The organism is Nocardioides pymetrozini (assembly GCF_046058985.1).
Lineage (GTDB): Bacteria > Actinomycetota > Actinomycetes > Propionibacteriales > Nocardioidaceae > Nocardioides.
In genome coordinates, this window is sequence record NZ_CP175556.1 from 3,808,279 (window position 1) to 3,832,979 (window position 24,701).

At 69.9% G+C, this 24,701-nt stretch carries 17 protein-coding genes; 3 read left to right on the forward strand and 14 right to left on the reverse strand.

Features of this window, described 5'->3' with window-relative positions; translation table 11 throughout:
* Positions 1 to 7: 7 nt before the first annotated feature.
* Positions 8 to 1,246, reverse strand: coding sequence for a geranylgeranyl reductase family protein (locus tag ACJ5H2_RS18655; protein WP_408896936.1), 1,239 nt, complete (start codon positions 1,244 to 1,246; stop codon positions 8 to 10).
* A gap of 189 nt (positions 1,247 to 1,435) precedes the next feature.
* Here ACJ5H2_RS18655 and ACJ5H2_RS18660 point away from each other — a divergent pair, with 189 nt between their 5' ends.
* The 3 genes from ACJ5H2_RS18660 (at position 1,436) to ACJ5H2_RS18670 (ending at position 4,929) form a co-directional block, all read left to right on the forward strand.
* Positions 1,436 to 3,460 (forward strand): sensor histidine kinase, encoded by a 2,025-nt coding sequence (locus ACJ5H2_RS18660; RefSeq protein ID WP_408896937.1) that lies wholly within the window; start codon positions 1,436 to 1,438, stop codon positions 3,458 to 3,460.
* The gene (locus tag ACJ5H2_RS18665) at positions 3,457 to 4,128 is read left to right on the forward strand and encodes a response regulator (protein ID WP_408896938.1); all 672 of its coding nucleotides are present in this window, start codon (positions 3,457 to 3,459) and stop codon (positions 4,126 to 4,128) included. Before ACJ5H2_RS18660 ends, ACJ5H2_RS18665 begins: the two co-directional genes overlap by 4 nt.
* 78 nt (positions 4,129 to 4,206) lie before the next feature.
* Positions 4,207 to 4,929, forward strand: a complete 723-nt coding sequence (locus ACJ5H2_RS18670; RefSeq protein WP_408896939.1) for a hypothetical protein — start codon at positions 4,207 to 4,209, stop codon at positions 4,927 to 4,929.
* 117 nt (positions 4,930 to 5,046) lie between these two features.
* On the opposite strand, the gene ACJ5H2_RS18675 is transcribed toward ACJ5H2_RS18670, so the two are convergent.
* From ACJ5H2_RS18675 to ACJ5H2_RS18735, 13 genes are all read right to left on the reverse strand, one after another.
* Positions 5,047 to 8,934 carry a DNA-directed RNA polymerase subunit beta' gene (locus ACJ5H2_RS18675; RefSeq protein ID WP_408896940.1) on the reverse strand — a complete coding sequence of 1,296 codons (3,888 nt, stop codon included), beginning with the start codon at positions 8,932 to 8,934 and terminating at the stop codon, positions 5,047 to 5,049.
* A 90-nt stretch (positions 8,935 to 9,024) separates the two neighbouring features.
* On the reverse strand, positions 9,025 to 12,534 hold the full coding sequence (rpoB, locus tag ACJ5H2_RS18680) for a DNA-directed RNA polymerase subunit beta (protein WP_408896941.1): 3,510 nt from the start codon (positions 12,532 to 12,534) through the stop codon (positions 9,025 to 9,027).
* Positions 12,535 to 12,783: 249 nt separating this feature from the next.
* The gene (locus tag ACJ5H2_RS18685; protein WP_408896942.1) at positions 12,784 to 13,689 is read right to left on the reverse strand and encodes a J domain-containing protein; all 906 of its coding nucleotides are present in this window, start codon (positions 13,687 to 13,689) and stop codon (positions 12,784 to 12,786) included.
* Positions 13,686 to 14,438 (reverse strand): hypothetical protein, encoded by a 753-nt coding sequence (locus tag ACJ5H2_RS18690; RefSeq protein WP_408896943.1) that lies wholly within the window; start codon positions 14,436 to 14,438, stop codon positions 13,686 to 13,688. Before ACJ5H2_RS18690 ends, ACJ5H2_RS18685 begins: the two co-directional genes overlap by 4 nt.
* A 22-nt stretch (positions 14,439 to 14,460) precedes the next feature.
* Positions 14,461 to 15,765, reverse strand: a complete 1,305-nt coding sequence (locus tag ACJ5H2_RS18695; protein ID WP_408896944.1) for an MCE family protein — start codon at positions 15,763 to 15,765, stop codon at positions 14,461 to 14,463.
* Complete coding sequence (locus ACJ5H2_RS18700) at positions 15,762 to 17,222, reverse strand: MCE family protein (RefSeq protein ID WP_408896945.1); 1,461 nt, start codon at positions 17,220 to 17,222, stop codon at positions 15,762 to 15,764. Before ACJ5H2_RS18700 ends, ACJ5H2_RS18695 begins: the two co-directional genes overlap by 4 nt.
* Complete coding sequence (locus tag ACJ5H2_RS18705) at positions 17,219 to 18,355, reverse strand: MCE family protein (protein ID WP_408896946.1); 1,137 nt, start codon at positions 18,353 to 18,355, stop codon at positions 17,219 to 17,221. Before ACJ5H2_RS18705 ends, ACJ5H2_RS18700 begins: the two co-directional genes overlap by 4 nt.
* The gene (locus ACJ5H2_RS18710) at positions 18,352 to 19,320 is read right to left on the reverse strand and encodes an MCE family protein (protein WP_408896947.1); all 969 of its coding nucleotides are present in this window, start codon (positions 19,318 to 19,320) and stop codon (positions 18,352 to 18,354) included. The genes ACJ5H2_RS18705 and ACJ5H2_RS18710 overlap by 4 nt, the downstream gene beginning before the upstream one ends.
* Positions 19,321 to 19,336: 16 nt before the next feature.
* A complete protein-coding gene (locus ACJ5H2_RS18715) occupies positions 19,337 to 20,377 on the reverse strand; it encodes an MCE family protein (RefSeq protein ID WP_408896948.1) in 1,041 nt (346 codons plus the stop codon).
* Positions 20,377 to 21,639, reverse strand: a complete 1,263-nt coding sequence (locus ACJ5H2_RS18720) for an MCE family protein (RefSeq protein WP_408896949.1) — start codon at positions 21,637 to 21,639, stop codon at positions 20,377 to 20,379. The genes ACJ5H2_RS18715 and ACJ5H2_RS18720 overlap by 1 nt, the downstream gene beginning before the upstream one ends.
* A 7-nt stretch (positions 21,640 to 21,646) precedes the next feature.
* Complete coding sequence (locus ACJ5H2_RS18725; RefSeq protein WP_408896950.1) at positions 21,647 to 22,474, reverse strand: MlaE family ABC transporter permease; 828 nt, start codon at positions 22,472 to 22,474, stop codon at positions 21,647 to 21,649.
* A 7-nt stretch (positions 22,475 to 22,481) separates the two neighbouring features.
* Complete coding sequence (locus ACJ5H2_RS18730; RefSeq protein ID WP_408896951.1) at positions 22,482 to 23,264, reverse strand: MlaE family ABC transporter permease; 783 nt, start codon at positions 23,262 to 23,264, stop codon at positions 22,482 to 22,484.
* A gap of 64 nt (positions 23,265 to 23,328) precedes the next feature.
* Positions 23,329 to 24,291, reverse strand: a complete 963-nt coding sequence (locus tag ACJ5H2_RS18735) for an ABC transporter ATP-binding protein (RefSeq protein WP_408896952.1) — start codon at positions 24,289 to 24,291, stop codon at positions 23,329 to 23,331.
* Positions 24,292 to 24,701: the final 410 nt, after the last annotated feature.

Here is a 24,701-nt window from a genome sequence, read left to right on the forward strand (position 1 = left end):
CCCCCACTCAGCTGAACGGGGGGCGAGCGTCCCGGGCCAGGGAGTGGCGGCCGGCCCAGCGCCAGACGCGGGCGGCGCGGTCGCGGTCCTCGTCGGTGACGAGATTGCCCATCCAGCGCAGGGCGAGGGTCATCAGGAGGTCGGAGCGCATGCCGAGCGGGCCGAGGGCGGGCAGCAGCCGGGGCACGGTGACCAGGCCGGCGAGCCGGCGGGCGATCGAGAACGACTCGCCGTAGTGCTCGCGCAGCACCTCCGGCCAGACGGCCCCGAGATCGGCACCCTCGGCGAGCAGCTCGGCGACGACGCGCCCGGTCTCCAGGCCGTAGTCGATGCCCTCGCCGTTGAGCGGGTTCACGCACGCGGCGGCGTCGCCGATGAGGGCCCAGTTGGGACCGGCGACGTTCGAGACGGCACCACCCATCGGCAGCAGCGCGGAGGTCGGCATCCGCAGCTCCTCGCCCAGGCCGAACTCGGCGCGCAGGCGGTCGGCGTACAGCCTCATCAGCGGCTTGATCGCCACGTCGGCGGGCCGCTTCGCCGTGGCGAGCGTGCCCGCGCCGAGGTTGACCTCGCCACTCGCCCTCCCGAGCGGGAAGATCCAGCCGTACCCCGACAGGATCTCGTCCTGCTCGCCGCGCAGCTCCAGATGCGAGCTGATCCACGGGTCGTCGGCCCGGGTCGAGCTGACATAGGCGCGCCCGGCGACGCCGTACACGGTGTCGCGATGCCACTCGCGGCCGAGGACCTTGCCGAGCGGAGAGCGTACGCCGTCCGCCACCACGAGCCGCCGGCAGGCGACCGTGCGCCCGTCCTTGAACACGACGGCGCCGACCCGCTCCCCCTCCATCCGTACGTCGACCGCGCGGGCGCCGTCGAGCGGCTGGGCGCCGGCCTTGAGGGCCGTCGTACGGAGGTGGTCGTCGAGCTCGGTACGAGCGATCGCGCTGCCCCAGTCGGGCAGGTGGCCGCCCGGCCACGGCAGGTGCAGGGTCTGCCCGAAGCCGTGTGCGCGCAGCCCCTGGTTGACCGTGTGCGAGCGGACCCAGTCGCGCAGGCCGAGCCGCTCGAGCTCGGCGATCGCGCGCGGGGTCAGCCCGTCGCCACAGGTCTTGTCGCGGGGGAACACCGCCGCGTCGGCCAGCATCACGTCGAGGCCGGCACGGGCCGCCCACGCCGCGGCCGCCGACCCCGCGGGGCCGGCGCCGACGACGAGGACGTCGGTGCGCAGGTCGGCCGCGGTGCTCATCCCCCGATTGTGTCAGGCGGCCTCGCCGACCCGGGAAGTCGGGCCGCCCGCCCCTGGAAGCCGGGACGCAGGAGCGGCCACGCTGGGGCGCCATGGCTCGCCACCGCACCTACCGCGTCCGCGCCCGTGCCCGGTCCCGCGGCACCGAACCGGCCCCGCCGCGACGCCGCAGCGGCGATGATGGCGCACATGTCACCAGCCGCCGCTGACCGCCGCCGCCTCGGCGCGCCGGAGCAGCTGGCGATCGGGTGCGGAGCGCTGCTGCTGGCGCTGACGGCCGCCACGGTCGCGGTCCTGCTGTCCACGACCGGCGTGGCCGGCCCCTCCTACGAGGTACGCCGTGAGCTCGCTCCGCTGGATCTCGTCGCCAGCCTCCTCTACGGACCGCTCGGGACCCTGATCGTCGTCCGCGGCCGGCATCCCGTGGGGTGGGCCTTCCTCGGGATCGGCTGGGGCTACGCCCTCACCGCGGCGGGGATCGCGTGGACGGTGCTGTGCACGGCCGAGCCCGGCGTGCCGGGCGAGGCCTGGGCCAACCCGCTGCTCATCACCGGCTGGATGACCGCCACCTTGATCTCCCTGCTGGTCCTGCCCCACCTGCTGACGCCCCAGGGCGCCACCGGCTGGGCGCGACGCCTGGCCGTCGTCGGTGGGCTCGTCGTGCTCGTCGCCACCTGCGTGCGCCTCCTCGTGCAGACCCCGGGCGCTCCCCCGCACCCGCTGACCGGGGGCGGCGCGGCCTCGGACCTGGCGTACGACGTCGACGGCGGGCTGATCCCGCTCTACTTCCTCCTCGGGCTCGGCGTGACCGGGTGGCTCGCCCACCGCTTCCGCACCGGGAGCGCCGAGCAGCGCCGCGGGCTGGCGTGGCTGCTGGTCGCGCTCGCGCTGCTCGCCGTCGCCTACATGACCTTCGAGATCGGGATCAGCCTCGACGGGGGCTGGTTCGTCGCCGGCATCGTGCTGCTGTCGGTCGCCGAGGCCATGCTGCTCGCGGCGGTGTTCGTCCTGATCCGCCGTCAGCCCTCCTGGCGGGTCGACCTCACCATCTCCCGCACGCTCGTGGGTCTCCTGCTGACGACCACGCTCGTCGCGGCGTACGTGGTCGCGGTGTGGGCGCTCGGCAAGGTCGCGCCCTGGGGCGCGACGTCGACCGGCATGCTCGTCGTCGCCGGGCTGGCGCTGGCGGTCCTGCCGCTGCAGCACTGGCTCCAGACGCAGGTCGAGCGCCTGGTCTTCGGCTCCGGCGCCGACCCGGAGGCTCTGCTCGGGCGGGTGGCCCTGGCGCTCGAGGCGGGCGACCCCGACGGCCAGCAGCTGACCGAGCTGGTCGACGCCCTGCGGCGGGCCCTCCGGCTGGCGCGCGTGGAGGTGAGCCTGCACGGGGTCCCGCTCGCCGCGGCCGGCCGCGTCGAGGAGGACGACGCCGAGCGGGCGCTGGTGCTCGACCTGCAGCAGCGGCGCCGGAGGGTCGGCGCCCTGGTCGCGGTGCCGCCGCGCGGTGAGCGGCTGGACCCGCGCACCGTCCGCCTGCTGCGGCAGATCTCCGGTCTCGTCGCCGTCGCGGCGCTCCTCGACGAGGCGAACCGCGCCGTCGAGGAGGCCCGCGCCCGGGTCGTCGAGGTCCGCCAGGAGGAGCGCCGCCTGCTCCGCCGCGAGCTCCACGACGGCCTCGGGCCGGCCCTGTCAGGCACGGCGCTCGCCCTCGCGGCCGTGCCCGCGACCTCGTCGCTGAGCGACGGCGACACGGTGCTGCTGCGCCGGCTCGTGGACGAGCTGAGCCACCGCGCCGACGACGTACGGCAGATGGCGCGGGTGCTGCTGCCGCCGGTGCTCGACGAGGGCCGGCTGGGCGCGGCGCTCGAGCTGCTCGCCGAGCGCTACACCTCGGGTCGCTTCTCGGTCGAGGTGGACGCGCCGTACGCCGACCGGCTGGACGGCATCCACCAGATCGTCGTCTACCAGGTGGCCGCCGAGGCGGTCCGCAACGCGGCGCGACATGCGGGCGCACGGCGCTGCCTGGTCCGGCTGAGCCCGCCGGAGGACGGAGGGATCCGACTCGAGGTCGATGACGACGGACGCGGCATCGCCGAGTCCTCGGCCCCCGGCGTCGGGATCGCGTCGATGCGCGAGCGGGCCGCCGAGCTCGGCGGCAGCGTCGAGGTGCACGCGCTCGAGGGGATGGGGACCCGTGTGGTCATGGTGCTGCCATGAGCGGCGAGGAGACGATCCGGGTGCTGGTCGTCGACGACCACCCGGTGTTCCGGATCGGGATGGCCGCGCTGCTGCGGTCGCTTCCGGGCATCGAGGTCGTCGGCGAGGCCGCCGACCGCGCGGAGGCCCTCGCGGCGGCCGCGGAGCACGCCCCGCACGTCGTCCTCATGGACCTCGACCTCGGCGGCGACTCCGGCGTCGAGACCACCCGGGAGCTGTGCCGGCGCGACCCGACCCTGGGTGTCCTGGTGATCACGATGCTCGGCGACGACGACTCGCTCTTCGCCTCGATGCGCGCCGGAGCGCGAGGCTTCCTGCTCAAGGGCGCCTCTCCCGAGGAGGTCGCCCGCGCCGTCCGCTCGGTCGCGAACGGCGACTTCCTGCTCGGGCCTCAGCTGGCCCAGCGCGGCGCCCTCTACCTCTCCGGCGCGCGGACCCGCGGCGCCCAACCGCTGCCGGAGCTGACCGACCGGGAGCGCGAGGTCGTCGACCTCGTGGCCCGCGGCTACGACAACGCCACCATCGCACGGCGCCTGGTGCTGAGCAGCAAGACCGTGCGCAACTACGTCTACGGTGTCCTCGCCAAGCTCGACCTGCCCGACCGCGGCCAGCTGATCGTCCGCGCCCGTGAGGCCGGCCTCGGTGGCGAGGATCCCGGCACGGCGTGATCCGGGTACGGCGCGACCCGGGAGGTCGTGACACCCGCACCTGACGCCCGGGCCGCCGGGCCGTCGAGGGTCGGGGCCATGAACGAGACCTCTCCCCTGTCCCCTTCCCTGTCCTCTGCCCTGTCCTCTGCCACCGGCGCACCCGCACGCCGCTTCACCGCGTGGCCGCTGCTCATCTCCCTGTGCGGACTCGTCGGCATCGTCGCTCTCCTGCTGGAGGGCCGGCCCGACGCCAACGGGAGCGACTTCGACTACCCGGTCACCGCCCAGGACGTCCTCGGCCTGGACCACGTGCCGTACCGCATCTCCGGAGCGCTCGGCTACGTCCTGGCGCTGCTCCTGGTCGCGGCCGCCGTCGTGTGGCGTCACCGCGTCGAGCGTCGCTTCCCCGGATCGTCGGGCGCCACCGCGGTGTCGTACGGCGTCATCGCCACCGCCGCCCTGGTGACGCTCACCTACGGCTGGCGCGGCGCGGTCGGCAACTACCTGCCGACCGGCGTCGAGGGCGACACCTACGACGCCGAGGGGCTGTACAACTACTACATCCTCACCGACTTCAGCCCCTACATCGCGTTCATCCCGCTGCTCGCCTCGGCGTACGGCCTGGCCTGGATGGCGTTCCGCGAGCGCCTGGTCTCGCGTGGCCTCGGGGCGCTGTCCGCCGTTCTGGCGACCGCACTGCTGGTCGCGGTCTTCGTCACCGGCGTCCCCGGCCTGCCGGCGATGATCATCCTCGGACTCGTGGTGGCGGGCATCTGGCTCGCCGTCGGACGCAGCCCGATCACGATGACGCAGGCCTGAGCTGCGGGCGGCGGCCGTGGGGACCGCCGCCCCGCGCCATCGATGCCGGCCCAGGCACACCGGAAATGGCCGAGGGCCCTCCCGAGCAGTGCTCGGGAGGGCCCTCGTGTCGTTCGGTCAGTTCTGGTACGAACCGAAGTCGAAGTCGTCCAGTGCCACGGCCTGGCCCTGGTTGCCGAACTCGTAGTCGTAGGACTCGTAGCCCGTGACGGCGTACGCCGCGGCCCGCGCCTCCTCGGTCGGCTCGACCCGGATGTTCCGGTAGCGCTCCAGGCCGGTGCCGGCCGGGATGAGCTTTCCGATGATCACGTTCTCCTTCAGCCCGCGCAGGCTGTCGGAGCGGCCGTTGATCGCGGCGTCGGTGAGCACCCGGGTGGTCTCCTGGAAGGAGGCCGCGGAGAGCCACGACTCCGTCGCGAGCGAGGCCTTGGTGATGCCCATGAGCTCGGGACGACCCGAGGCCGGCTTGCCGCCCTCGGAGACCACGCGGCGGTTCTCCTCCTCGAACCGGACCCGGTCGACGAGGTCGGACGGCAGCAGGTTGGTGTCACCCGACTCGAGCACCGTGATCCGGCGCAGCATCTGCCGCACGATGATCTCGATGTGCTTGTCGTGGATCGACACACCCTGCGACCGGTACACCTCCTGGACCTGGTCGACGAGGTGCTGCTGCGTACGGCGGACGCCGAGGATGCGCAGCACCTCCTTCGGGTCCTCCGTGCCGGCGGTGAACTTGTCGCCCACCTCGACCCGACCGCCGTCCTCGACGAGCAGGCGCGAGCGGCGGGAGACGGGGTACTCCTTGACGTCGCTGCCGTCGTCGGGGGTGACGACCACGATGCGCGCCTTGTCGGTCTCCTCGATCGCCACGCGGCCGGCGGCCTCGGAGATCTGGGCGTGGCCCTTCGGCGTGCGGGCCTCGAAGAGCTCGACGACGCGGGGCAGACCCTGCGTGATGTCGTCGGCCGACGCCACACCACCGGTGTGGAAGGTACGCATCGTCAGCTGCGTGCCGGGCTCACCGATCGACTGGGCCGCGATGATGCCGACGGCCTCGCCGATGTCGACAAGCTTGCCGGTGGCCAGCGAGCGGCCGTAGCACTTCGCGCAGGTGCCGGTGCGAGCGTCGCAGGTCAGGACCGAGCGGACCGTGACCTCCTCGATGCCGGCCTCGATGAGCTCGGCGATCTTGACGTCGCCGAGATCCTCACCCGCGACGGCGAGGATCTCGCCGGTGGTCGGGTGCGCGATGTCCTTGGCCGCCGAGCGGGCGTACGCCGCGGTCTCGGCGTTCTCGTCCTTGACGACGACGCCGTTCTCGTCCTTGACGCCGATGACCTTGGGCAGGCCGCGCTCGGTGCCGCAGTCGTCCTCACGGATGATGACGTCCTGGGACACGTCGACCAGACGACGGGTCAGGTAGCCCGAGTCGGCGGTCCGCAGCGCGGTGTCCGCCAGACCCTTGCGGGCACCGTGGGTGGAGATGAAGTACTCCAGCACGGAGAGACCCTCGCGGAAGTTGGCCTTGATCGGCCGCGGGATGATCTCGCCCTTCGGGTTGGCCACCAGTCCACGCATCGCGCCGACCTGGTTGATCTGGTTGAAGTTACCCGAGGCGCCCGAGTGCACCTGCACGTAGATCGGGTTGGTCGGGTTCGCCTCGAAGGTCGCGCGCAGCGCCTTGCCGACCTCCTGGCTCGCCTTCGTCCAGATCTCGATGAGCTCCTGGCGGCGCTCCTCGTCGGTGACCAGACCGCGCTCGAACTGCTTCTGGATCTTCGCGGCGGCGCTCTCGTGCACGGCGAGGATCTCGGCCTTGTTCTCCGGCGTGATCACGTCGTCGATCGACACCGTGACACCCGAGCGGGTCGCCCAGTAGAAGCCGTTGTCCTTCAGGGCGTCCAGGGACGCCGCGACGACCACCTTGGGGTAGCGCTCCGCGAGGTCGTTGACGATGGCGCCGAGGCGCTTCTTGCCGACCTCCTCGTTGATGTACGGGTAGTCGGCCGGCAGCGCGTCGTTGAAGATCGTGCGGCCCAGCGTGGTCTCGACCAGCGTGGTCTCGCCGGCCTCCACACCCTCGAGCGCGTAGTCGGTGAGGCGGATGCGGACCTTGTTCTGCAGCGTGATCTCGCCACGGTCGTAGGCCATGATCGCCTCGGCCGGGGAGGTGAACGTGCGGAGGCTGACGCCACCGTCGACACCCTCGGCGGGAACCGTCGCCTCGCCACGCTCGGTGGTGAGGAAGAACAGGCCGATGATCATGTCCTGGGTGGGCATGGTCACCGGACGGCCGTCCGACGGCTTGAGGATGTTGTTGGTCGACAGCATCAGGATCCGCGCCTCGGCCTGGGCCTCGGCGGACAGCGGCAGGTGCACGGCCATCTGGTCACCGTCGAAGTCCGCGTTGAACGCGGTGCAGACGAGCGGGTGGAGCTGGATGGCCTTGCCCTCGATCAGCTGCGGCTCGAAGGCCTGGATGCCGAGGCGGTGCAGGGTGGGCGCACGGTTCAGCAGCACGGGGTGCTCGGTGATGACCTCTTCGAGGACGTCCCACACGACCGGGCGCGCGCGCTCGACCATTCGCTTGGCGGACTTGATGTTCTGCGCGTGGGAGAGGTCCACGAGCCGCTTCATCACGAAGGGCTTGAAGAGCTCCAGGGCCATCTGCTTGGGCAGACCGCACTGGTGCAGCTTCAGCTGCGGACCCGAGACGATGACCGAGCGGCCCGAGTAGTCGACGCGCTTGCCGAGCAGGTTCTGGCGGAAGCGACCCTGCTTGCCCTTGAGCATGTCGGAGAGCGACTTGAGCGGCCGGTTGCCCGGACCGGTGACCGGGCGGCCGCGACGGCCGTTGTCGAACAGCGAGTCGACGGCCTCCTGGAGCATCCGCTTCTCGTTGTTGACGATGATCTCCGGCGCACCGAGGTCGAGCAGCCGCTTGAGGCGGTTGTTGCGGTTGATGACGCGGCGGTAGAGGTCGTTGAGGTCGGAGGTCGCGAACCGGCCACCGTCGAGCTGCACCATCGGGCGCAGGTCCGGCGGGATGACCGGGACGGCGTCGAGCACCATGCCCTCGGGCTTGTTGCCCGTCTTGCGGAAGGCGTCGACGACCTTGAGGCGCTTGAGCGCGCGGACCTTGCGCTGGCCCTTGCCGGTGGCGATGGTCTCGCGCAGGTTCTCGACCTCGGCGTCGATGTCGAAGCTCTGCAGGCGCTTCTGGATCGCCGTGGCGCCCATGTGGCCCTCGAAGTACTTGCCGAACCAGTTCTTCATCTCGCGGTAGAGGACCTCGTCGCCCATCAGGTCCTGGACCTTGAGGGTCTTGAAGGTCTCCCACACCTCGTCGAGGCGGTCCAGCTCGCGCTGCGCGCGGTCGCGCAGCTGCTTGAGCTCGCGCTCGGCGCCGTCGCGGACCTTGCGCCGCTGGTCGGCCTTGGCCCCCTCCGCCTCGAGCGCGGCGAGGTCCTCCTCCAGCTTCTTCGTGCGCTCCTCGAGGCCCGCGTCGCGGCGCTTCTCGATGGACTCGCGCTGGAGCTGGATCTTGCCCTCGAGCGAGGACAGGTCGCGGTGGCGCGCCTCCTCGTCGACGGAGGTGATCATGTAGGCGGCGAAGTAGATGACCTTCTCGAGGTCCTTCGGCGCGAGGTCCAGCAGGTAGCCGAGGCGGCTCGGGACACCCTTGAAGTACCAGATGTGGGTGACCGGGGCGGCGAGCTCGATGTGGCCCATGCGCTCGCGGCGGACCTTGGACCGGGTCACCTCGACGCCGCAGCGCTCGCAGATGATGCCCTTGAAGCGCACGCGCTTGTACTTGCCGCAGTAGCACTCCCAGTCCCGGGTGGGACCGAAGATCTTCTCGCAGAAGAGGCCGTCACGCTCGGGCTTGAGCGTGCGGTAGTTGATGGTCTCCGGCTTCTTGACCTCGCCGTGGCTCCAGGTGCGGATGTCGTCCGCGGTGGCCAGGCCGATCTGAAGCTGGTCGAAGAAGTTCACGTCGAGCACGATGGCTGATGTCCTTCGTTAGTTCTGTACAGAGTGAGGCTTGGGGACTGAGGGGTACGGCGGCCCGGTCGGGGCCGCCGTACCGGCGACTCAGACTTCTTCGACCGAGCTGGGCTCGCGGCGGGACAGGTCGATGCCGAGCTCCTCGGCCGCCCGGAAGACGTCCTCCTCGGCGTCCTTCAACGCGATGGTGGAGCCGTCCTGGGACAGCACCTCCACGTTGAGGCAGAGCGACTGCATCTCCTTGACGAGGACCTTGAACGACTCGGGAATGCCCGAGTCGGGGATGTTCTCGCCCTTCACGATGGCCTCGTAGACCTTGACGCGACCGGGCACGTCGTCGGACTTGATCGTGAGCAGCTCCTGCAGGGCGTAGGCGGCGCCGTACGCCTCCATCGCCCAGACCTCCATCTCGCCGAACCGCTGGCCACCGAACTGGGCCTTACCGCCCAGCGGCTGCTGCGTGATCATCGAGTACGGGCCGGTCGAGCGCGCGTGGATCTTGTCGTCGACCAGGTGGTGGAGCTTGAGGATGTACATGTAGCCGACCGAGACCGGGGACTTGAACGGCTCGCCGGAGCGGCCGTCGAAGAGGTGGGCCTTGCCGTTCTCGCCGATCATCCGCACACCGTCGCGGTTGGGCAGCGTGGAGCCCAGCAGGCCGGTGATCTCGTCCTCGCGCGCACCGTCGAAGACCGGCGTCGCCAGCTTCGTGTCGGGCGCGGCCTCGTCGGCGCCGATCGAGATGAGCCGCTTGGCCCAGTCCTCGTCCTGCAGGTCGGCGTCGATGTGCCAGCCCTGCTTGCCGAGCCAGCCGAGGTGCAGCTCGAGGATCTGGCCGATGTTCATCCGTCGCGGCACACCCAGCGGGTTGAGCACGACGTCGACCGGCGTGCCGTCCTCCATGAACGGCATGTCCTCGATCGGCAGGATCTTCGCGATGACGCCCTTGTTGCCGTGACGGCCGGCCAGCTTGTCACCCACGGAGATCTTGCGCTTCTGCGCGACGTAGACGCGCACCAGCTGGTTGACGCCCGGCGGGAGCTCGTCACCCTCCTCGCGGTCGAAGACGCGCACGCCGATGACCGTTCCGGACTCGCCGTGCGGCACCTTCATCGAGGTGTCGCGGACCTCGCGCGCCTTCTCGCCGAAGATCGCGCGGAGCAGGCGCTCCTCGGGGGTCAGCTCGGTCTCGCCCTTGGGCGTCACCTTGCCGACGAGGATGTCACCGGTCGACACCTCGGCGCCGATGCGGATGATGCCGCGCTCGTCGAGGTCGGCGAGCATCTCCTCGCTGACGTTCGGGATGTCGCGGGTGATCTCCTCCGGCCCCAGCTTCGTGTCGCGGGCGTCGACCTCGTGCTCCTCGATGTGGATCGAGGTGAGGACGTCCTCCTGCACGAGGCGCTGGCTGAGGATGATCGCGTCCTCGTAGTTGTGGCCCTCCCACGGCATGAACGCGACGAGCAGGTTGGTGCCCAGGGCCATCTCCGCGTTGTCGGTGCACGGACCGTCGGCGATCGGCGAGCCGACCTCGAGACGGTCCCCGGCCTCGACCAGCGGACGCTGGTTGATGCAGGTGCCCTGGTTGGAGCGCTTGAACTTCGCGAGCCGGTACGACGAGTAGGTGCCGTCGTCGTTCATCGTCTCGACGAGGTCGGCGGAGACCTCCTTGACCACACCGGCCTTGTCGGCCACCACGACGTCGCCGGCGTCGACGGCGGCACGGAACTCGATGCCGGTGCCGACGATCGGGCTGTCGCTGCGGATGAGCGGGACGGCCTGACGCTGCATGTTGGCGCCCATGAGCGCGCGGTTGGCGTCGTCGTGCTCGAGGAACGGGATCAGCGCGGTCGCGACCGACACCATCTGGCGCGGCGAGACGTCCATGTAGTCGACCTCGTCGCCCGGGATCTCGGAGACCTCGCCCTGGCGCAGGCGCACCAGCACGCGGTCCTCGGCGAACCGGCCCTCGGCGTCGAGCACGGCGTTGGCCTGCGCGATGACGTAGCGGTCCTCGTCGTCGGCGGTGAGGTAGTCGATCTGGTCGGTGACCCGGCCGTTCTCGACCCGGCGGTAGGGCGTCTCCACGAAGCCGAACGGGTTGATCCGTCCGTAGGAGGCGAGCGAGCCGATCAGACCGATGTTCGGGCCTTCCGGCGTCTCGATCGGGCACATGCGGCCGTAGTGCGACGGGTGGACGTCACGGACCTCCATGCCGGCGCGGTCACGGGACAGACCGCCCGGGCCGAGCGCGGAGAGCCGGCGCTTGTGCGTCAGGCCCGCGATCGGGTTGGTCTGGTCCATGAACTGCGAGAGCTGCGAGGTGCCGAAGAACTCCTTCAGCGCAGCGACCACGGGCCGGATGTTGATCAGCGACTGCGGCGTGATCGCCTCGACGTCCTGGGTCGTCATCCGCTCGCGGACCACGCGCTCCATCCGGGCCAGACCGGTGCGGAGCTGGTTCTGGATGAGCTCGCCGACCGTGCGCATGCGGCGGTTGCCGAAGTGGTCGATGTCGTCGGCGGTGACCAGGAGGTCCTTGCCGTCGGCGTCCTTGCGGATCTCGCCGCCGATGCCGGTGACGAACTCGTCGCCGTTGTGCAGCTGGACGATGTACTTGATCGTCGCGACCATGTCGGCGATCGTCATCGTCTGCTGGTCGAAGGCCTCCTGCTGGCCCAGCTTCTTGTTCACCTTGTAGCGGCCGACCTTGGCGAGGTCGTAGCGCTTGGGGTTGAAGTAGTAGTTCTTCAGCAGGGTGAGAGCGGCCTCGCGCGTCGGCGGCTCGCCCGGGCGCAGCTTGCGGTAGATGTCGAGCAGCGCGTCGTCCGGGCCCGAGGTGTTGTCCTTCTCCTCGGTCAGCTGGATCGACTCGTACTGACGCAGGTCGGCCATGACCGCCTCGTAGTCGTACTCCTCGCCGGTGTCCTCGGCGATGGCCTGGAGGGCCTTGAGCAGGACCGTGACGTTCTGCTTGCGCTTCCGGTCGAGGCGGACGCCGACCATGTCGCGCTTGTCGATCTCGAACTCGAGCCAGGCGCCGCGGCTCGGGATCAGCTTCGCGGTGAAGATGTCCTTGTCGGACGTCTTGTCGGCGGTGCGCTCGAAGTAGACGCCCGGCGAGCGGACGAGCTGGGAGACCACGACCCGCTCGGTGCCGTTGATGACGAAGGTGCCCTTGGGGGTCATGAGCGGGAAGTCGCCCATGAAGACCGTCTGGCCCTTGATCTCACCGGTCTCGTTGTTGGTGAACTCGGCGGAGACGTAGAGCGGGGCGGAGTAGGTGAGGTCCTTCTCCTTGCACTCGTCGACGGTGTACTTCGGGTCGTAGAACACAGGGTTCTCGAACGACAGCGACATCGTCTCGGAGAAGTCCTCGATCGGGGAGATCTCCTCGAAGATCTCCTCGAGGCCGGACTTGTGCGTGGCGTCCTGGCCTTCCGCCAGGCGAGCGTCGATCCGGGCCTTGTGGGCCTCGTTGCCGACCAGCCAGTCGAAGCTGTCGGTCTGGAGCGAGAGGAGCTGCGGAAGCTCCAGGGGCTCGGTGATCTTCGCGAAAGAGATGCGGGACTTACCGGGGGTCGTGCGCGCGGCCAAGAGTTGTCCTTCGACGGTTCGACTCTTCGAGAGCGCCCTGTCCACCACGTCATCGGCCACCGGGCAGGCCGAAGCGCATCTGAGGGCAGGCGCAAGGGGCCACGATACACCACGCGGGCGCGCTCCACAATGTCGGCTGCGCAACCTCACGCAGCCGCACCGCGGCCCGTCGTACCCCGGCGAGACGCCGGCGGGAACCGTGCGCCGATCATGCTCGGCAGGCCCGCTCAGGTCAAGCAGGCTGGCCGGTCAGGAGCTGCTCGGCAGGTCGCAGGAGTCGTCGGTGCACAGGTCGTCGAGGAGCCACCGGCTCTCGCTGCCGTCGACCTTGACCAGGGAGAACGTCGCCCACATCCGCAGCACGAAGGGCTCGGCCCCCGCCTTGGTGACGTACTGGTCGATGAACACCACGACCGCTGCTCGCCGGCCGTCCGGGTCCACCCGGGTCAGCGCGGCGCCGGTCGGCTTGGCCTCGACGACGATCTGCTGCGCCTCGGCCTCCTTGGTGATCTCCGGCCAGCCCCGCTCGGTCTTCGCCCGGAAGTCGTCGGTCATGTGCTGACCGCGCCGCTCGAGGTCCGCCGCCATCGTCTCGTAGCCGTACGACAGCACCGGCGCGACCATCTGCTCGGCGGCGCCCTCTGCCGAGATCGCCGCGGCCTCCACCCGCTCCCCGCGCTCGGCCAGCTCCTTCGCAGTCGCCTCGCCCCGCGCACCCGGCAGCGTCGTCAGGACCACCGCCACCGCGACGCAGAGGACGGCGGCGAGCGCCGCCGCGACGATTGCCGGGGTGCCCGGCGCGCGGCGGGGCTGGGGGGCGGGCGTCGAGACAGTTTCACCGGCCGGCCGGTGAAACTCACGCTGGGACGAAGAAGCTTCATCGTCCAGGCGCGAGTTTTCTCGTCCAGGCTCGTCGGTTGTCCCCAGGTCGGGGTCGCTTGCGTCGTCGGCACTCGCCTCGGCGGCGCGCTCGGCAGCCAGCTCGGCGTCGTACGCCGCGCGCTTGTCGGGGTCGAGCAGCACGCCCGCGGCGTCGTTGTACGCGCGGAAGCGGCGCTCGGTGGGGTCCAGGTCGGCGATCGCGGCCTTCCAGGCCGCGCGGATCTCGTCCGCGCTCGCGGTCTCCTCGACGTCGAGGAGGTCGTAGAGGCTCACTCGCCCTCCCCCGTCTCCTCGGACGTCCCCTCGGACGTGCCCTCGGACGCGCCGTCCGACGGCGCCGGGGCGCCGGTGGGCTGCCCGGACGGCTGGTCGGACGGCTGCTCGGACGGCTGCCCGCCGCCGGGCGCACCACCCTCGGGGATGGACGCCTCGCCGAACGACGGCAGCTCGTCGTCGAGGTCGTCGAGGTCGTCGACCAGCCAGCTGCCGTCCTGCTTGACCAGCGAGACCTCGTAGCGGAAGCGGAGCGGCTCGAACGGGATCCGCTTGGTGCTGTCGGAGGGGTCGGGATAGGAGAACTCGACCACCCCGGCGACCAGCAGCTCGGCGGAGTCCTCGTCGATGCTGGCCACGCCCACGGCGTAGGTCTTGCCGACCCGGTCGATCTGGGTCTGCTTCACCGTCTCCTCGGCATAGCCGACGTTCTTGTCGAAGACGGTGCGGAACTTCGCGGTCATCAGCTCCCCGACCGCGGCGTACTCGGGCATCTTGCCCGCGCCGTCGAGGAGCTCGGGACCGTAGGTGTTGAAGCGCTGGACGAAGGTCCGGCCCGCGGCGAGGGCCTTCTCCCGCTGGGTGGTCTCGTCGCGCGGCGGGTCGATGAGCGAGTCGAGCTTCTTCACCGGGTTCGACCCGGCGCCCTTGTCGACCACCGTCCAGACGCTGAAGCCGAGCGCCGCGACGGCGACGCACAGCAGCAGCCCGGTCACGCTCCAGCGGAGCGCGGCGTTCGGTTCGTTCACGCGGTGGTCCTCGAGGTCGGCCTCACCGGGCGGTGGGGTCGAGCAACGGTTGGAGGTAGAGCCACTTCCACGAGTCCTCTCCCAGCGACGGGGGCGCCACGTTACCCCGCATGCCGGGCCACTCGTCAGCCTGCCCGGTCACCGACCAGGTCAGCTCGCCCGCGGCGTCGCGCGCGACACCCAGGTCGTAGCCCTGGACACCGGGGGCCACGCGCGGCAGGTTCTGCGTGCCGCGCGGGTTGGACTTGGTGATCGGCTCGGTGCAGCCGACGTTGTCGGGCATCGGCAGGTTGCCGCGGTCGGACTCCGGGTTGCGCCGGGTCTTGAGATAGCCGGCGTAGCAGGGCGTCGACGTCGGGGCGATGATCAGGCCGAAGTGCGAGTCCCAGAACCCGCTGCCGCCCTGCTGCTTCGAGCGCTTGCCCACGGTGACGAAGCCGCCGCCGATCACGTAGGGGTAGACGACGAGCATCTGCTTGAGCGCCGGCAGGTGCTTGACGACGACCTCGCCGGTCGCGACCAGGTTCGCCAGCAGCTCGGAGAGCTCGACGCCGTTCTGCTCCAGGAAGGTCCGCAGCTGGGTGGCCGCCACCGATCCCGAGTCGATCACCTTCCGCAGAGCCGGGTCGGCGCCGGCAAGCGCGGAGCTGAACAGCGAGAGCTGCTGGGCGAAGGTGCGCAGCGACGACTCGGAGGCCACCTGGCCCTGCAGGACGGTGTTGCTGTCCCGGATGAGGGCCGTGGTGAGGTCGAAGTTCTCGTCGGCGGTCTCGATGAAGGAGTTGCCGGTGTCGATGATCCGCTGGAGGTCCGGGCCGGTGCCGGCGAAGGCCTCGCCCAGCTCGGTCACGGTCGTCTGCAGCGCCTCGCGGTCGACGCTGGCGACCGTCGCGGAGAGGTCGCCCAGCAGCTTCTCGGTCGCGATCGGGGTCGCGACCTCGGAGATCTCCGATCCCTCCCGCAGGTAGGGCCCGTCGTCCGTCTGCGGCTGCAGCTCGACGTACTGCTCGCCGACGGCCGACCGGTTGCCGACCAGGGCGAGTACGTCGCTGGGGATCTTGTCCCACTTCTTGTCGATGTCGAGGTGGACGTCGACACCCTCGTCGGTGAGCTCCAGCTCGCCGACGGTGCCGATGCCGACACCGCGGTAGGTGACCGCGGCCCCGGTGAAGATGCCGCCGGACTGGGGGTAGTGCGCCGTGACCGTGTAGTCGCGGTCGACCAGCACCCGGTCGAGCTTCGCATAGCGAGCACCGACGAACGAGACGCCCACGAGCGTGATGATCGCGAAGACGAGCAGCTGGATCCGGGTACGACGAGTGATCACCGCGCGGCCCTCCCCTTCGGTCCACCCTCGGTCAGCGGCGCTGCGTAGAGGCTGACGAGATCGGTGTCGTAGGCGGCGTCGAACTCCGACCACATGGTGTCGACGTCGGTGTCGCCGCCCGGCGCCGGACGGCCGAGCCCGCCGCCGCTGAGCACGCTCGAGAGCAGGCTCTGGATCGGGTTGGGGCTCGCGCCGCTGGCACCGGCGGTGCCGCTCTTGGCACCCCCGGTCAGACCTCCGGTGAGTCCTCCGGTCAGACCGCACAGCAGCTTGACGGCCTTGCAGACGTCGTCGAGGAGGTACTGCGGGAGCAGGGCGCACGCCTTGGCGTCCGGCGGTGTCTTCAGGCAGCCCTGCAGGGTCTTCCAGGTGCTGTCGCACAGGGTCTTGAGGTTGACCAGCTGGTCGAGCGGCGAGTCCGGCAGCTCGTTCACCAGGATGCAGGGCACGTCGGGAAGGTTGAGGTTGCCGAGGTCGAGCTGCAGGTCGATGGACAGGTTGACGTAGTCGCCCATGTGCAGGTTGCGGGCGACCTGCGGGTCGCGGCCCACCGACTCGTCGATGAACGGGAACGTCAAGAAGGTGCTGAACCCGTCGACGAAGTCGGATCCCGCCTTCGCGATCTCGGTGAGCACCGGGTCGAGCGACTTGAGCGTGTCGACCGTGGCGGCCTTGGTCGTGTTGATCACCCGGACGCCGACGTCGCTGAGCTTCGTCAGTCCGTCCAGCATCGCGACCAGGTCGTCGCGCTGGCGGTCCAGCGACTCCAGCGCGCTCGGGAGCTCCTCCAGCGCCAGGTCGATGCTGTCCTGGTGCTGCCGCGCCGTGACCGCGAGCCGGTTGACCGACTCGATGGCGTTCACGATGTCCTGCTTGCGCTCGTCGAGCTGGCCCATCAGCGAGGACACCTGGGTCAGCACCGACTTCGCGGAGTCCTCACGGCCCTCGAGCGCGAGGTTGAGCTCGGAGGTGATGGTCTTCAGCTGGGCGATGCCGCCGCCGTTGAGGACCAGGCTCAAGGCGCCCAGCACCTCCTCGACCTCGGGATTGCGACCGCCGTCGGGGATGACGTCGCCGTCGGACAGACGCCCCTGCGCACCGCTGGGCGGAGCGGCGAGCGAGACGAACTTCTCGCCCAGGAGGCTGGTCTGTCGGATCGACGCCACGGGGTTGTCGGGCAGGTCGACGTCCTTGCGCAGCTGGAGGGTGGCCACGGCCTGGTAGCCGTCGAGGCGCACCCCGCTGACCTGCCCCACGGCGACGTCGTTGACCTTGACCGAGGACTTCGGCACCAGGTCCAGGACGTCGTCGAAGCGGACCGTCACCTCGATCGGGTCGTCGCCGGTGTCGGCGCCGCCGGGCAGCGGCAGCTCGTAGACGTCGAAGTCGCAGCCGGTCAGCAGCACCGCTCCGGCCAGGAGGGCGCCCACGGCCCGCATCCGCTTGCGCAGGCTCATCGGTCCACCTCCACCAGGCCGTTGAGGGTCGGGTCGTAGGTCTGGCCGTGCCAGGAGCCCGTGCCGAAGGGCGCGCTGCGCGGCAGCAGCGTCCCCACGAGGTCGCAGATGTCGCCGTTCTTGTCCGCGGCCGAGACCAGGGCGCACAGGACGGCCTTCGGGTTGGAGGTCAGCTCGTGCACGAGGTTGCCCAGGTTGGCGTTCGTGTCGAGCGTGCCGTCCTTGGGGTTGTAGGTGTGGTAGAGGTTCGTCAGCGCCAGGGGGCCGGCGTCCAGCAGCTCGTCCAGCGCCGCACGCTGGCGGACCAGCACCTTGGCGACCCGGTTGACGTCGCGGATGTTGCGACCGAGCACGGCACGGTTGCGCTTGACGAAGCGCGCCACCTGGTCGAGCGCCGTCCCGAGGTTCGAGAGCGCGGTGGTGAGCTCCTGGCGCTCGTCGGCCAGCAGGCCGGAGACGTCGCCGAGGGACTTGTTGAAGTCGCGCACCGTGGTGTCGTTGTCGGCCAGGGTCTTGAGGAACGACTCCAGCTGCGCCGCGGACTCGAAGAGCTCGTCCTTGTTGTTGTCGAGCGTCTCGCTGAGCCGCCCGAAGTCCTCGATCGTCTGGTGGAACTGAGCGCCCTGCCCGCCGAAGTTCTTCGCCGTCTGCTCGAGCAGGTCGGTCAGCGCGCCCTCCTTGTTGGCGCCCTCGGGGCCGAGGGCGACGGTCAGCTTGTCGATGCTGCCGTAGATCTCGTCGAGCTCCAGTGGGATGGCGGTCTTGGAGGCGTCGATCACCGTGTTGTCGGCCATCACCTCGTCGCCCTCCTCGAAGGCGGGCGAGAGCTGGATGTAGCGGTCGCCGACGACCGAGGGCGAGACGATGACGGCGTCCGCGTCGGCCGGCACCTTGGTGTCCGCGTCGTAGGCCATGACGACCTTGACCTTGGTCCCCTGCGGCTCCACGTCACGGACCCGCCCCACGGGGATCCCGAGGACGCGGACCTCGCTGCCCTCGTACACCGCGACGGCGCGCGGGAAGTACGCCGTGACCGTCTTGTCGTTGCTCGGGCCCCCGACCATCCAGACGAGGCCCGCCACGACGAGCAGGCCGATGACGGCGAGCGGGATCCAGCGGCGCGCGGGGCTCACGGGGTCACCGTCCCGGGGACCGGCGGAAGGTTGAAGATGTAGGTGTCGAACCAGGGGCCGTTGCCGAGGGTGCTGGCGAACACGCGGTAGAACGGTGCCATCAGGTGGATCGAGTCCTCCAGGTTGTCCTCGTTCTTCTTCACGACCTGCAGCACGGAGTCGAGGTGGTCCAGCGCCGGCTTCAGGTCGGCCCGGCTGTCCTTGATCAGCCCGGTCAGCTTCGTGCTGAGCGTGGACGTCGACTCCAGCAGGCGGTGGATCTGCGCCTTGCGCTGCAGGAGCGCCGTGAACAGGGTGTCGGCGTCCTTCATCAGCGCCACGATGTCCTCGTCGCGCGAGTCGAGCACCGTCGAGACCCGGTTGAGGTTCTTCAGCAGGGAGTTGATCTCGTCGTCGCGCGAGGCCACCGTCTCGGCGAGCGAGGACAGGCCGTCCAGCGCCGCGCGGAACTCCTCGGGCGTGTTGCGCGTCAGGTCGGCCAGCGTCGTCAGAGCGCCGGCGAGCTGGTCGGTGTCGATGTCGGCGGAGGTCTCGGCCAGGCCCGTGAAGGCGTCGACGACGTCGTACGGCGAGCTGGTCCGCTCGACCGGGATGACGGCGCCCTCCGCGAGCTGACCCTCACCGGCGGGGTCGAGGGCGAGGTACATCGAGCCGAGGATCGTCTTGACCTTGATGTCGGCGCGGGTCTCGTCACCGAACGGCGTGTCCGTCTTGAGCTTGAAGGCGACCTTCACCGAGTTCCCGTCCAGCTCGAGGCCGGTGACCTGGCCGACGCGGACACCGGCGATGCGGACCTCGTCCTTCTCCTTGAGGCCGCCCGCCTCGCTGAACGACGCGTAGTAGGTGTCCCCACCGCCGATCAGGGGCAGGTCGTTGGCACGGAAGGCGGCGACGAGCCCCAGGAGGAGGACGGCGATGCTCGCGGCGCCGATCACCACGGGGTTGCGCTCGCGGAAGGGCTTCATCGGTGGCTCACTCCCCTCATCCGAGCGTGCATCGGTCGGCGGCCGTCGCGTACGTCGCGCCGACCGGGTTGGGAAGGCCCGGGATCTTGATGGTGGCCTTGAAGTGGCACAGGTAGAAGTTGAACCAGGAGCCGTAGGTCGCGGTCCGGCCGATCTTGGTGAGCTTGATCGGCAGCACCTGCAGGCCGCGGTCGATCTCCTTGCGGCCGCGGTCGAGGTTGCCGGCGACCTTGCGCAGCTCCTTGATGTCCTTGATGAACGGGTCCTTGATGTCCGTCACCAGCGCCGCGGTCTGCACCGAGAGCTCCGAGATGGAGTCCAGGGAGGACAGGATCGCCTCGCGGTCCTCGTTGAGCCCGCCGACCAGGCTGCGGAAGCTGTCGATCAGGTCGGTCAGCTGCTGGTCGCGGTCGGCGACGTGGTCGAGGACGTAGTCGAGGTTCGTCAGCAGCTCGCCGATCACCTGGTCGCGCTCGGCCAGGGTCTGGGTGACCGAGGCGGTGCTGGACAGCAGTCCCTCGACGGTGCCGCCCTCACCCTGGAAGACCTGGACGATCTCGTAGGAGAGCTTGTTGATGTCATCCGGCGAGAGCGCCTCGAAGAGCGGCTTGAAGCCGTTGAAGAGGACGGTGAGGTCGAGCGCCGGGCGGGTCCGGGAGACCGGGATCGCCTCCTCCTCGCCGAGCCGCTCGCCACCGCTGCCCTCCTGGGTCAGCGCGATGTAGCGCTGGCCGATCAGGTTGCGGTACTTGACCGTCGCGTGGGTCGCCTCGTCGATCCGGGTCTCGTCGTCGACGGTGAACGTGACCCGCGCCCGGTCGGCCTCGATGATCTCGATGTCCTGCACCGTGCCGATCTTGACGCCGGCGATCCGGATGTCGTCGCCCTTGTTCACGCCCGTCGCGTCGACGAAGTCGGCGGCGTACTCCTTGGTGGCGCCGAAGGACAGGTTGCCGATGGTGATGACCAGCACGCTCGTCGCCAGCGCCGTGGTCACCATGAAAACGACCAGGCGCAGCAGGTCGCCGCCGGTCTTCTTGTCGAGTCCGCGGATCATCAGCGAGCACCTCCCGCGAGGAGGGGACCGGCCAGCAGGACGTTGACGTCACTGCCCGCGCCGTCGTACTCCGTGTCCAGGGCGCCGCGCAGCGCGGCCACGTCGTCCGGGCTCCCGGTGTAGCCGAGCGGGCCGCCGGGAGCGGAGCGCAGGTTGCCCTTGCCGGTGGAGCTGCTCATGCCGTCGTTGAGGCGCGGCAACGGCGGGTAGGGGTTCTCCTGGTTGTACGGGATGTTCGGCAGGCCCAGGCAGTCCGGGCCCCGGTCCTCGCCGAAGAACGGACGGTCCGCCGCGGTGTACTTGCGCGGCTGGTCCTTGAGGGTCTCCAGCACGATGTGCAGCTCGAAGCCGCGGAAGGCCTCGGCCAGGCGGCCCTGGACCTTGACGACCGCTGCGGCCATGCACGGGATGGTCGGCGCGTAGCGCGCCACCGCCCGCAGGGTCTGGGTGCTCAGCTCTCCGGCCCGCTTGAGCCTCTCGGCGTTGGCGTCGAGGAAGGCGCGAGCGGTGTCGGAGAAGCTCCGCACGTCACGCAGGGTCGCGGTGAGCGCGGCCTCGCGCTCCTCCAGGGTGCCGGTCGTCTTCACGGTGTCGTCGAGGATCTGAGCCACCTCGGGAAGGATGTCGGCGTAGATGTCGGAGACCTGCGCGGTCAGCTTGAGGTCCTCGAGCAGCGCGGGGATCTCCGGGTTGATCCGCTTGAGATAGCTGTCGAGGGTCTCCAGGTTCTTGCCGAGCAGCTCGCCGCGGCCCTCCAGCGCCGTCGCCAGCGCGGTGAGCGTCGCGTTGAGCTCGGCCGGCTGCACCGTGCGCAGCAGCGGGTACAGGTCCGAGAGGACCTCCTCTAGCTCGGTCGACACCACGGTGCGGTCGATCGTGGCGCCCGCTCGGATGACCCCCGACGGGCCCGTCTCGGGGACCTCGAGCGAGACGTACTTCTCGCCGAAGAGCGTCTTGGGCACGATCGAGCCGGTCACATTGGCGGGGATCACGTCGATCTTGTCGGGATACAGCCCGAGGGTGAGCTCGGCGCCGCCGGCGTCGCCGGAGCGGGCCTCGAGCACCTCGCCGACCAGCACGCCGCGCACCTTCACGTCGGCGCGGTTGGGCAGCTGCAGGCCGATGTTGGAGGTCTTGAGAGTGACCTCGTCGTAGTCGGTGAACTTCTTCGTGAAGGTCGCGTAGGTCAGCCACACGCCCAGCAGCAACAGCACCACGAACACGACGCCGAGCGCCTTGTGCGCCGAGAGGATCCTGCTCATTCTCCGATCACCCCGCCAGCCTGACGGTCGTCGAGGCACCCCAGATGGCCATCGACAGGAAGAGGTCGATCACGTTGATCGCCACGATGCTGGTCCGCACCGCGCGGCCCACGGCCACGCCGACGCCCGCGGGACCGCCCGAGGCGGTGTACCCGTGGTAGCAGTGGATCAGGATCACGACGACGGCGAACACCAGGACCTTGCCGAACGACCAGAGCACGTCCCCTGGTGGCAGGAACTGGTTGAAGTAGTAGTCGTAGGTGCCCGATGACTGTCCGTAGAACTGCGTGACCACGAGCCGGCTCGCGACGTACGACGACAGCAGTCCCACGACGTAGAGCGGGACGATCGCGATCAGGCCGCCGACCACCCGGGTCGTCACCAGGAACTGCATCGACGGGATCGCCATGACCTCGACGGCGTCGATCTCCTCGGAGATCCGCATCGCGCCGAGCTGGGCGGTGAAGCCGCAGCCGACGGTCGCCGCGAGCGCGATGCCGGCGACCAGCGGGGCGATCTCACGGGTGTTGAAGTACGCCGACACGAAGCCGGCGAAGGCGGCAGTGCCGAGCTGGTTGAGCGCGGCATAGCCGGACAGCCCGACCTGGGCGCCGGTGAAGAAGGTCATGCCGATGATGACGCCGACCGTGCCGCCGATGACGGCGAGCGCGCCCGAGCCGAGCGTGACCTCGGCCAGGATCCGCAGGATCTCGCGCGGGTAGCGCTTGACCGAGCGGGGCAGCGCCAGCAGGACCTTGATGTAGAAGGACAGCTCGTGGCCGAGGTTGTCCAGGCCCTTCATGGGCCGGTCGTAGATCGCCTTGATGCTCGCCATGTCCGCCCTAACCCGTCTTCGGGGGCACGACCTGCAGGTAGATCGTGCTCAAGGTGAAGTTGACGACGAACAGGAGCAGGAAGGTGATGACCACGGACTCGTTGACCGCATCGCCCACGCCCTTCGGGCCGCCGGCGGCGTTCATGCCCTTGTAGGCCGCCACGATCGCGGCGATGAGTCCGAAGACGAGCGCCTTGATCATGCCGATCCACACGTCGGGCAGCTGGGCGAGCGCGGTGAAGCTGGCGAGATAGGCACCGGGCGTCCCGTCCTGGAGGATCACGTTGAACACGTAGCCGCCGCCGACGCCGACGACGCTGACCATGCCGTTGAGGAACACCGCGACGAGCATGCAGGCCAGCACGCGAGGGACGACGAGGCGCTGGATCGGGTCGATGCCCAGCACCATCATGGCGTCGAGCTCCTCGCGGATCTTGCGCGCGCCGAGGTCGGCCGCGATGGCCGAGCCGCCCGCTCCGGCGATCAGCAGGGCGGTCGCGATCGGGCCCGCCTGCTGGATGACGGCGAGCACGGACGCGGAGCCGGTGAAGGACTGCGCACCGAACTGCTTGATCAGGCCACCCACCTGGAGGGCGATGACCGCGCCGAAGGGGATGGCGACCAGCGCGGTCGGGATGATCGTGACCGAGGCGATGAACCACGCCTGCTGGATGAACTCGCGGCCCTGGAAGGGACGGCGGAACAGGCCGCGCCCCACGTCCAGCGCGAACGCGAACAGCTTGCCAGCGGTGCCGAGCGGGGCGACCACGCGCGCTGCGGTGAGCGACACCTACCGCCCCTTTCCGTTCCTGATCGTCGTGCCTTCGGTCGTGCTGTCTGTCGTGCTGTGGTGCTCAGTGGTTGGTGCTGCCGCTGGCGTGCTCCGCCTCGCGGGTGAAGGATCCCGGCGGCGGGATCACGCCGTTGGCCCGGCACCAGGCCCCGGGCGCCGCCTGGGCGCGCCGCGGGATGCCGTTGGACGGCTCCATCTGCAGCGGGATCGGCGGCAGCGGCGGCAGGTCCATGTCCCGCTCCGCGGCCAGCTGGTCGGCGTCCTTCTCCTCCGACATGCCGATCGGGCCGATCGTCTGGGCGTTGAGGAACTGGCGCACCACGGGCTCGTCGGACGACAGCAGCATCTCGCGCGGGCCGTACATGGCCAGGTGCTTGTGGTAGAGCAGGCCGATCTGGTCGGGGACCACGCGCACGCTGTGGATGTCGTGGGTGACGATGAGGAAGGTGGCGTCGATCTGGGCGTTGAGGTCGACGAAGAGCTGGTTGATGAACGAGGTGCGGACCGGGTCGAGACCCGAGTCGGGCTCGTCGATCAGCAGGATCTCGGGGTCGAGCACCAGCGCGCGAGCCAGGCCGGCGCGCTTGCGCATGCCGCCCGAGATCTCGCCGGGCAGCTTCATCTCGGCGCCGAGCAGACCGACCATGTCCATCTTCTCCATGACGATGTCACGGATCTGGGACTCGCTCTTCTTGGTGTGCTCGCGCAGCGGGAAGGCCACGTTGTCGTAGAGGTTCATGGAGCCGAACATGGCGCCGTCCTGGAAGAGCACGCCGAACAGCTTGCGGATCTCGTAGAGCTCCTTCTCGGAGCAGGAGGCGATGTCGGTGCCCTCGATGACGATCGAGCCCTCGTCGGGCTTGATGAGCCCGATGAGCGCCTTGAGGAAGACGGACTTTCCGGTGCCCGAGGGGCCGAGCATCACCGAGATCTCGCCTGCGGGCAGGGTCAGGGTCACGCCCTTCCAGATGAGCTGCTTCCCGAAACTCTTCGTCAGGTTCGTGACCTGTACGTCGACGCCCATGTGTGCTCTCTCCCTCGTCCGCTCGCCGGCCCCGGCTGCGAAGGAACAACGCAGCCGCGTGGCGCACGTTACGCGGCAACCGTGGCGCGCGTCACCCGTAGCCGGCCATCGAGACCCGCAAGGTACTGGCGAGTAGGCATCGCGTCCAACTCCCGAGTAGCCGTCCCCCGACCCCCACCTCCGAAAAAGCACAGGAGGCGGGCCCCCGAAGGGACCCGCCTCGTGTCAGCGAGCTGTCCGAGCGCGCCGCCGGCATTCGGCCGAGCCAGCCGCGTCTGGCCAGATCTGGCCCAGCGAGCCACGTCTGGCCGGGCCGCCGCGTCTGGCCGCCCGTCGGCCTCGCACCGAGATCACCTCGACCGCGAGGCCGGCAGCGCGTCGCACGGCGGCGAAGCCGCAGCGTGCGACGC

What these genes read in the sequence shown, in the direction of transcription:
- ACJ5H2_RS18715 (WP_408896948.1), bottom strand. Translation starts at nt 20,377, where the DNA reads ATGATCCGCGGACTCGACAAGAAGACCGGCGGCGACCTGCTGCGCCTG.
- ACJ5H2_RS18735 (WP_408896952.1), bottom strand. Translation starts at nt 24,291, where the DNA reads ATGGGCGTCGACGTACAGGTCACGAACCTGACGAAGAGTTTCGGGAAG.
- ACJ5H2_RS18720 (WP_408896949.1), bottom strand. Translation starts at nt 21,639, where the DNA reads ATGAGCAGGATCCTCTCGGCGCACAAGGCGCTCGGCGTCGTGTTCGTG.
- ACJ5H2_RS18665 (WP_408896938.1), top strand. Translation starts at nt 3,457, where the DNA reads ATGAGCGGCGAGGAGACGATCCGGGTGCTGGTCGTCGACGACCACCCG.
- ACJ5H2_RS18670 (WP_408896939.1), top strand. Translation starts at nt 4,207, where the DNA reads ATGAACGAGACCTCTCCCCTGTCCCCTTCCCTGTCCTCTGCCCTGTCC.
- ACJ5H2_RS18660 (WP_408896937.1), top strand. Translation starts at nt 1,436, where the DNA reads ATGTCACCAGCCGCCGCTGACCGCCGCCGCCTCGGCGCGCCGGAGCAG.
- ACJ5H2_RS18710 (WP_408896947.1), bottom strand. Translation starts at nt 19,320, where the DNA reads ATGAAGCCCTTCCGCGAGCGCAACCCCGTGGTGATCGGCGCCGCGAGC.
- ACJ5H2_RS18655 (WP_408896936.1), bottom strand. Translation starts at nt 1,246, where the DNA reads ATGAGCACCGCGGCCGACCTGCGCACCGACGTCCTCGTCGTCGGCGCC.
- ACJ5H2_RS18700 (WP_408896945.1), bottom strand. Translation starts at nt 17,222, where the DNA reads ATGAGCCTGCGCAAGCGGATGCGGGCCGTGGGCGCCCTCCTGGCCGGA.
- ACJ5H2_RS18725 (WP_408896950.1), bottom strand. Translation starts at nt 22,474, where the DNA reads ATGGCGAGCATCAAGGCGATCTACGACCGGCCCATGAAGGGCCTGGAC.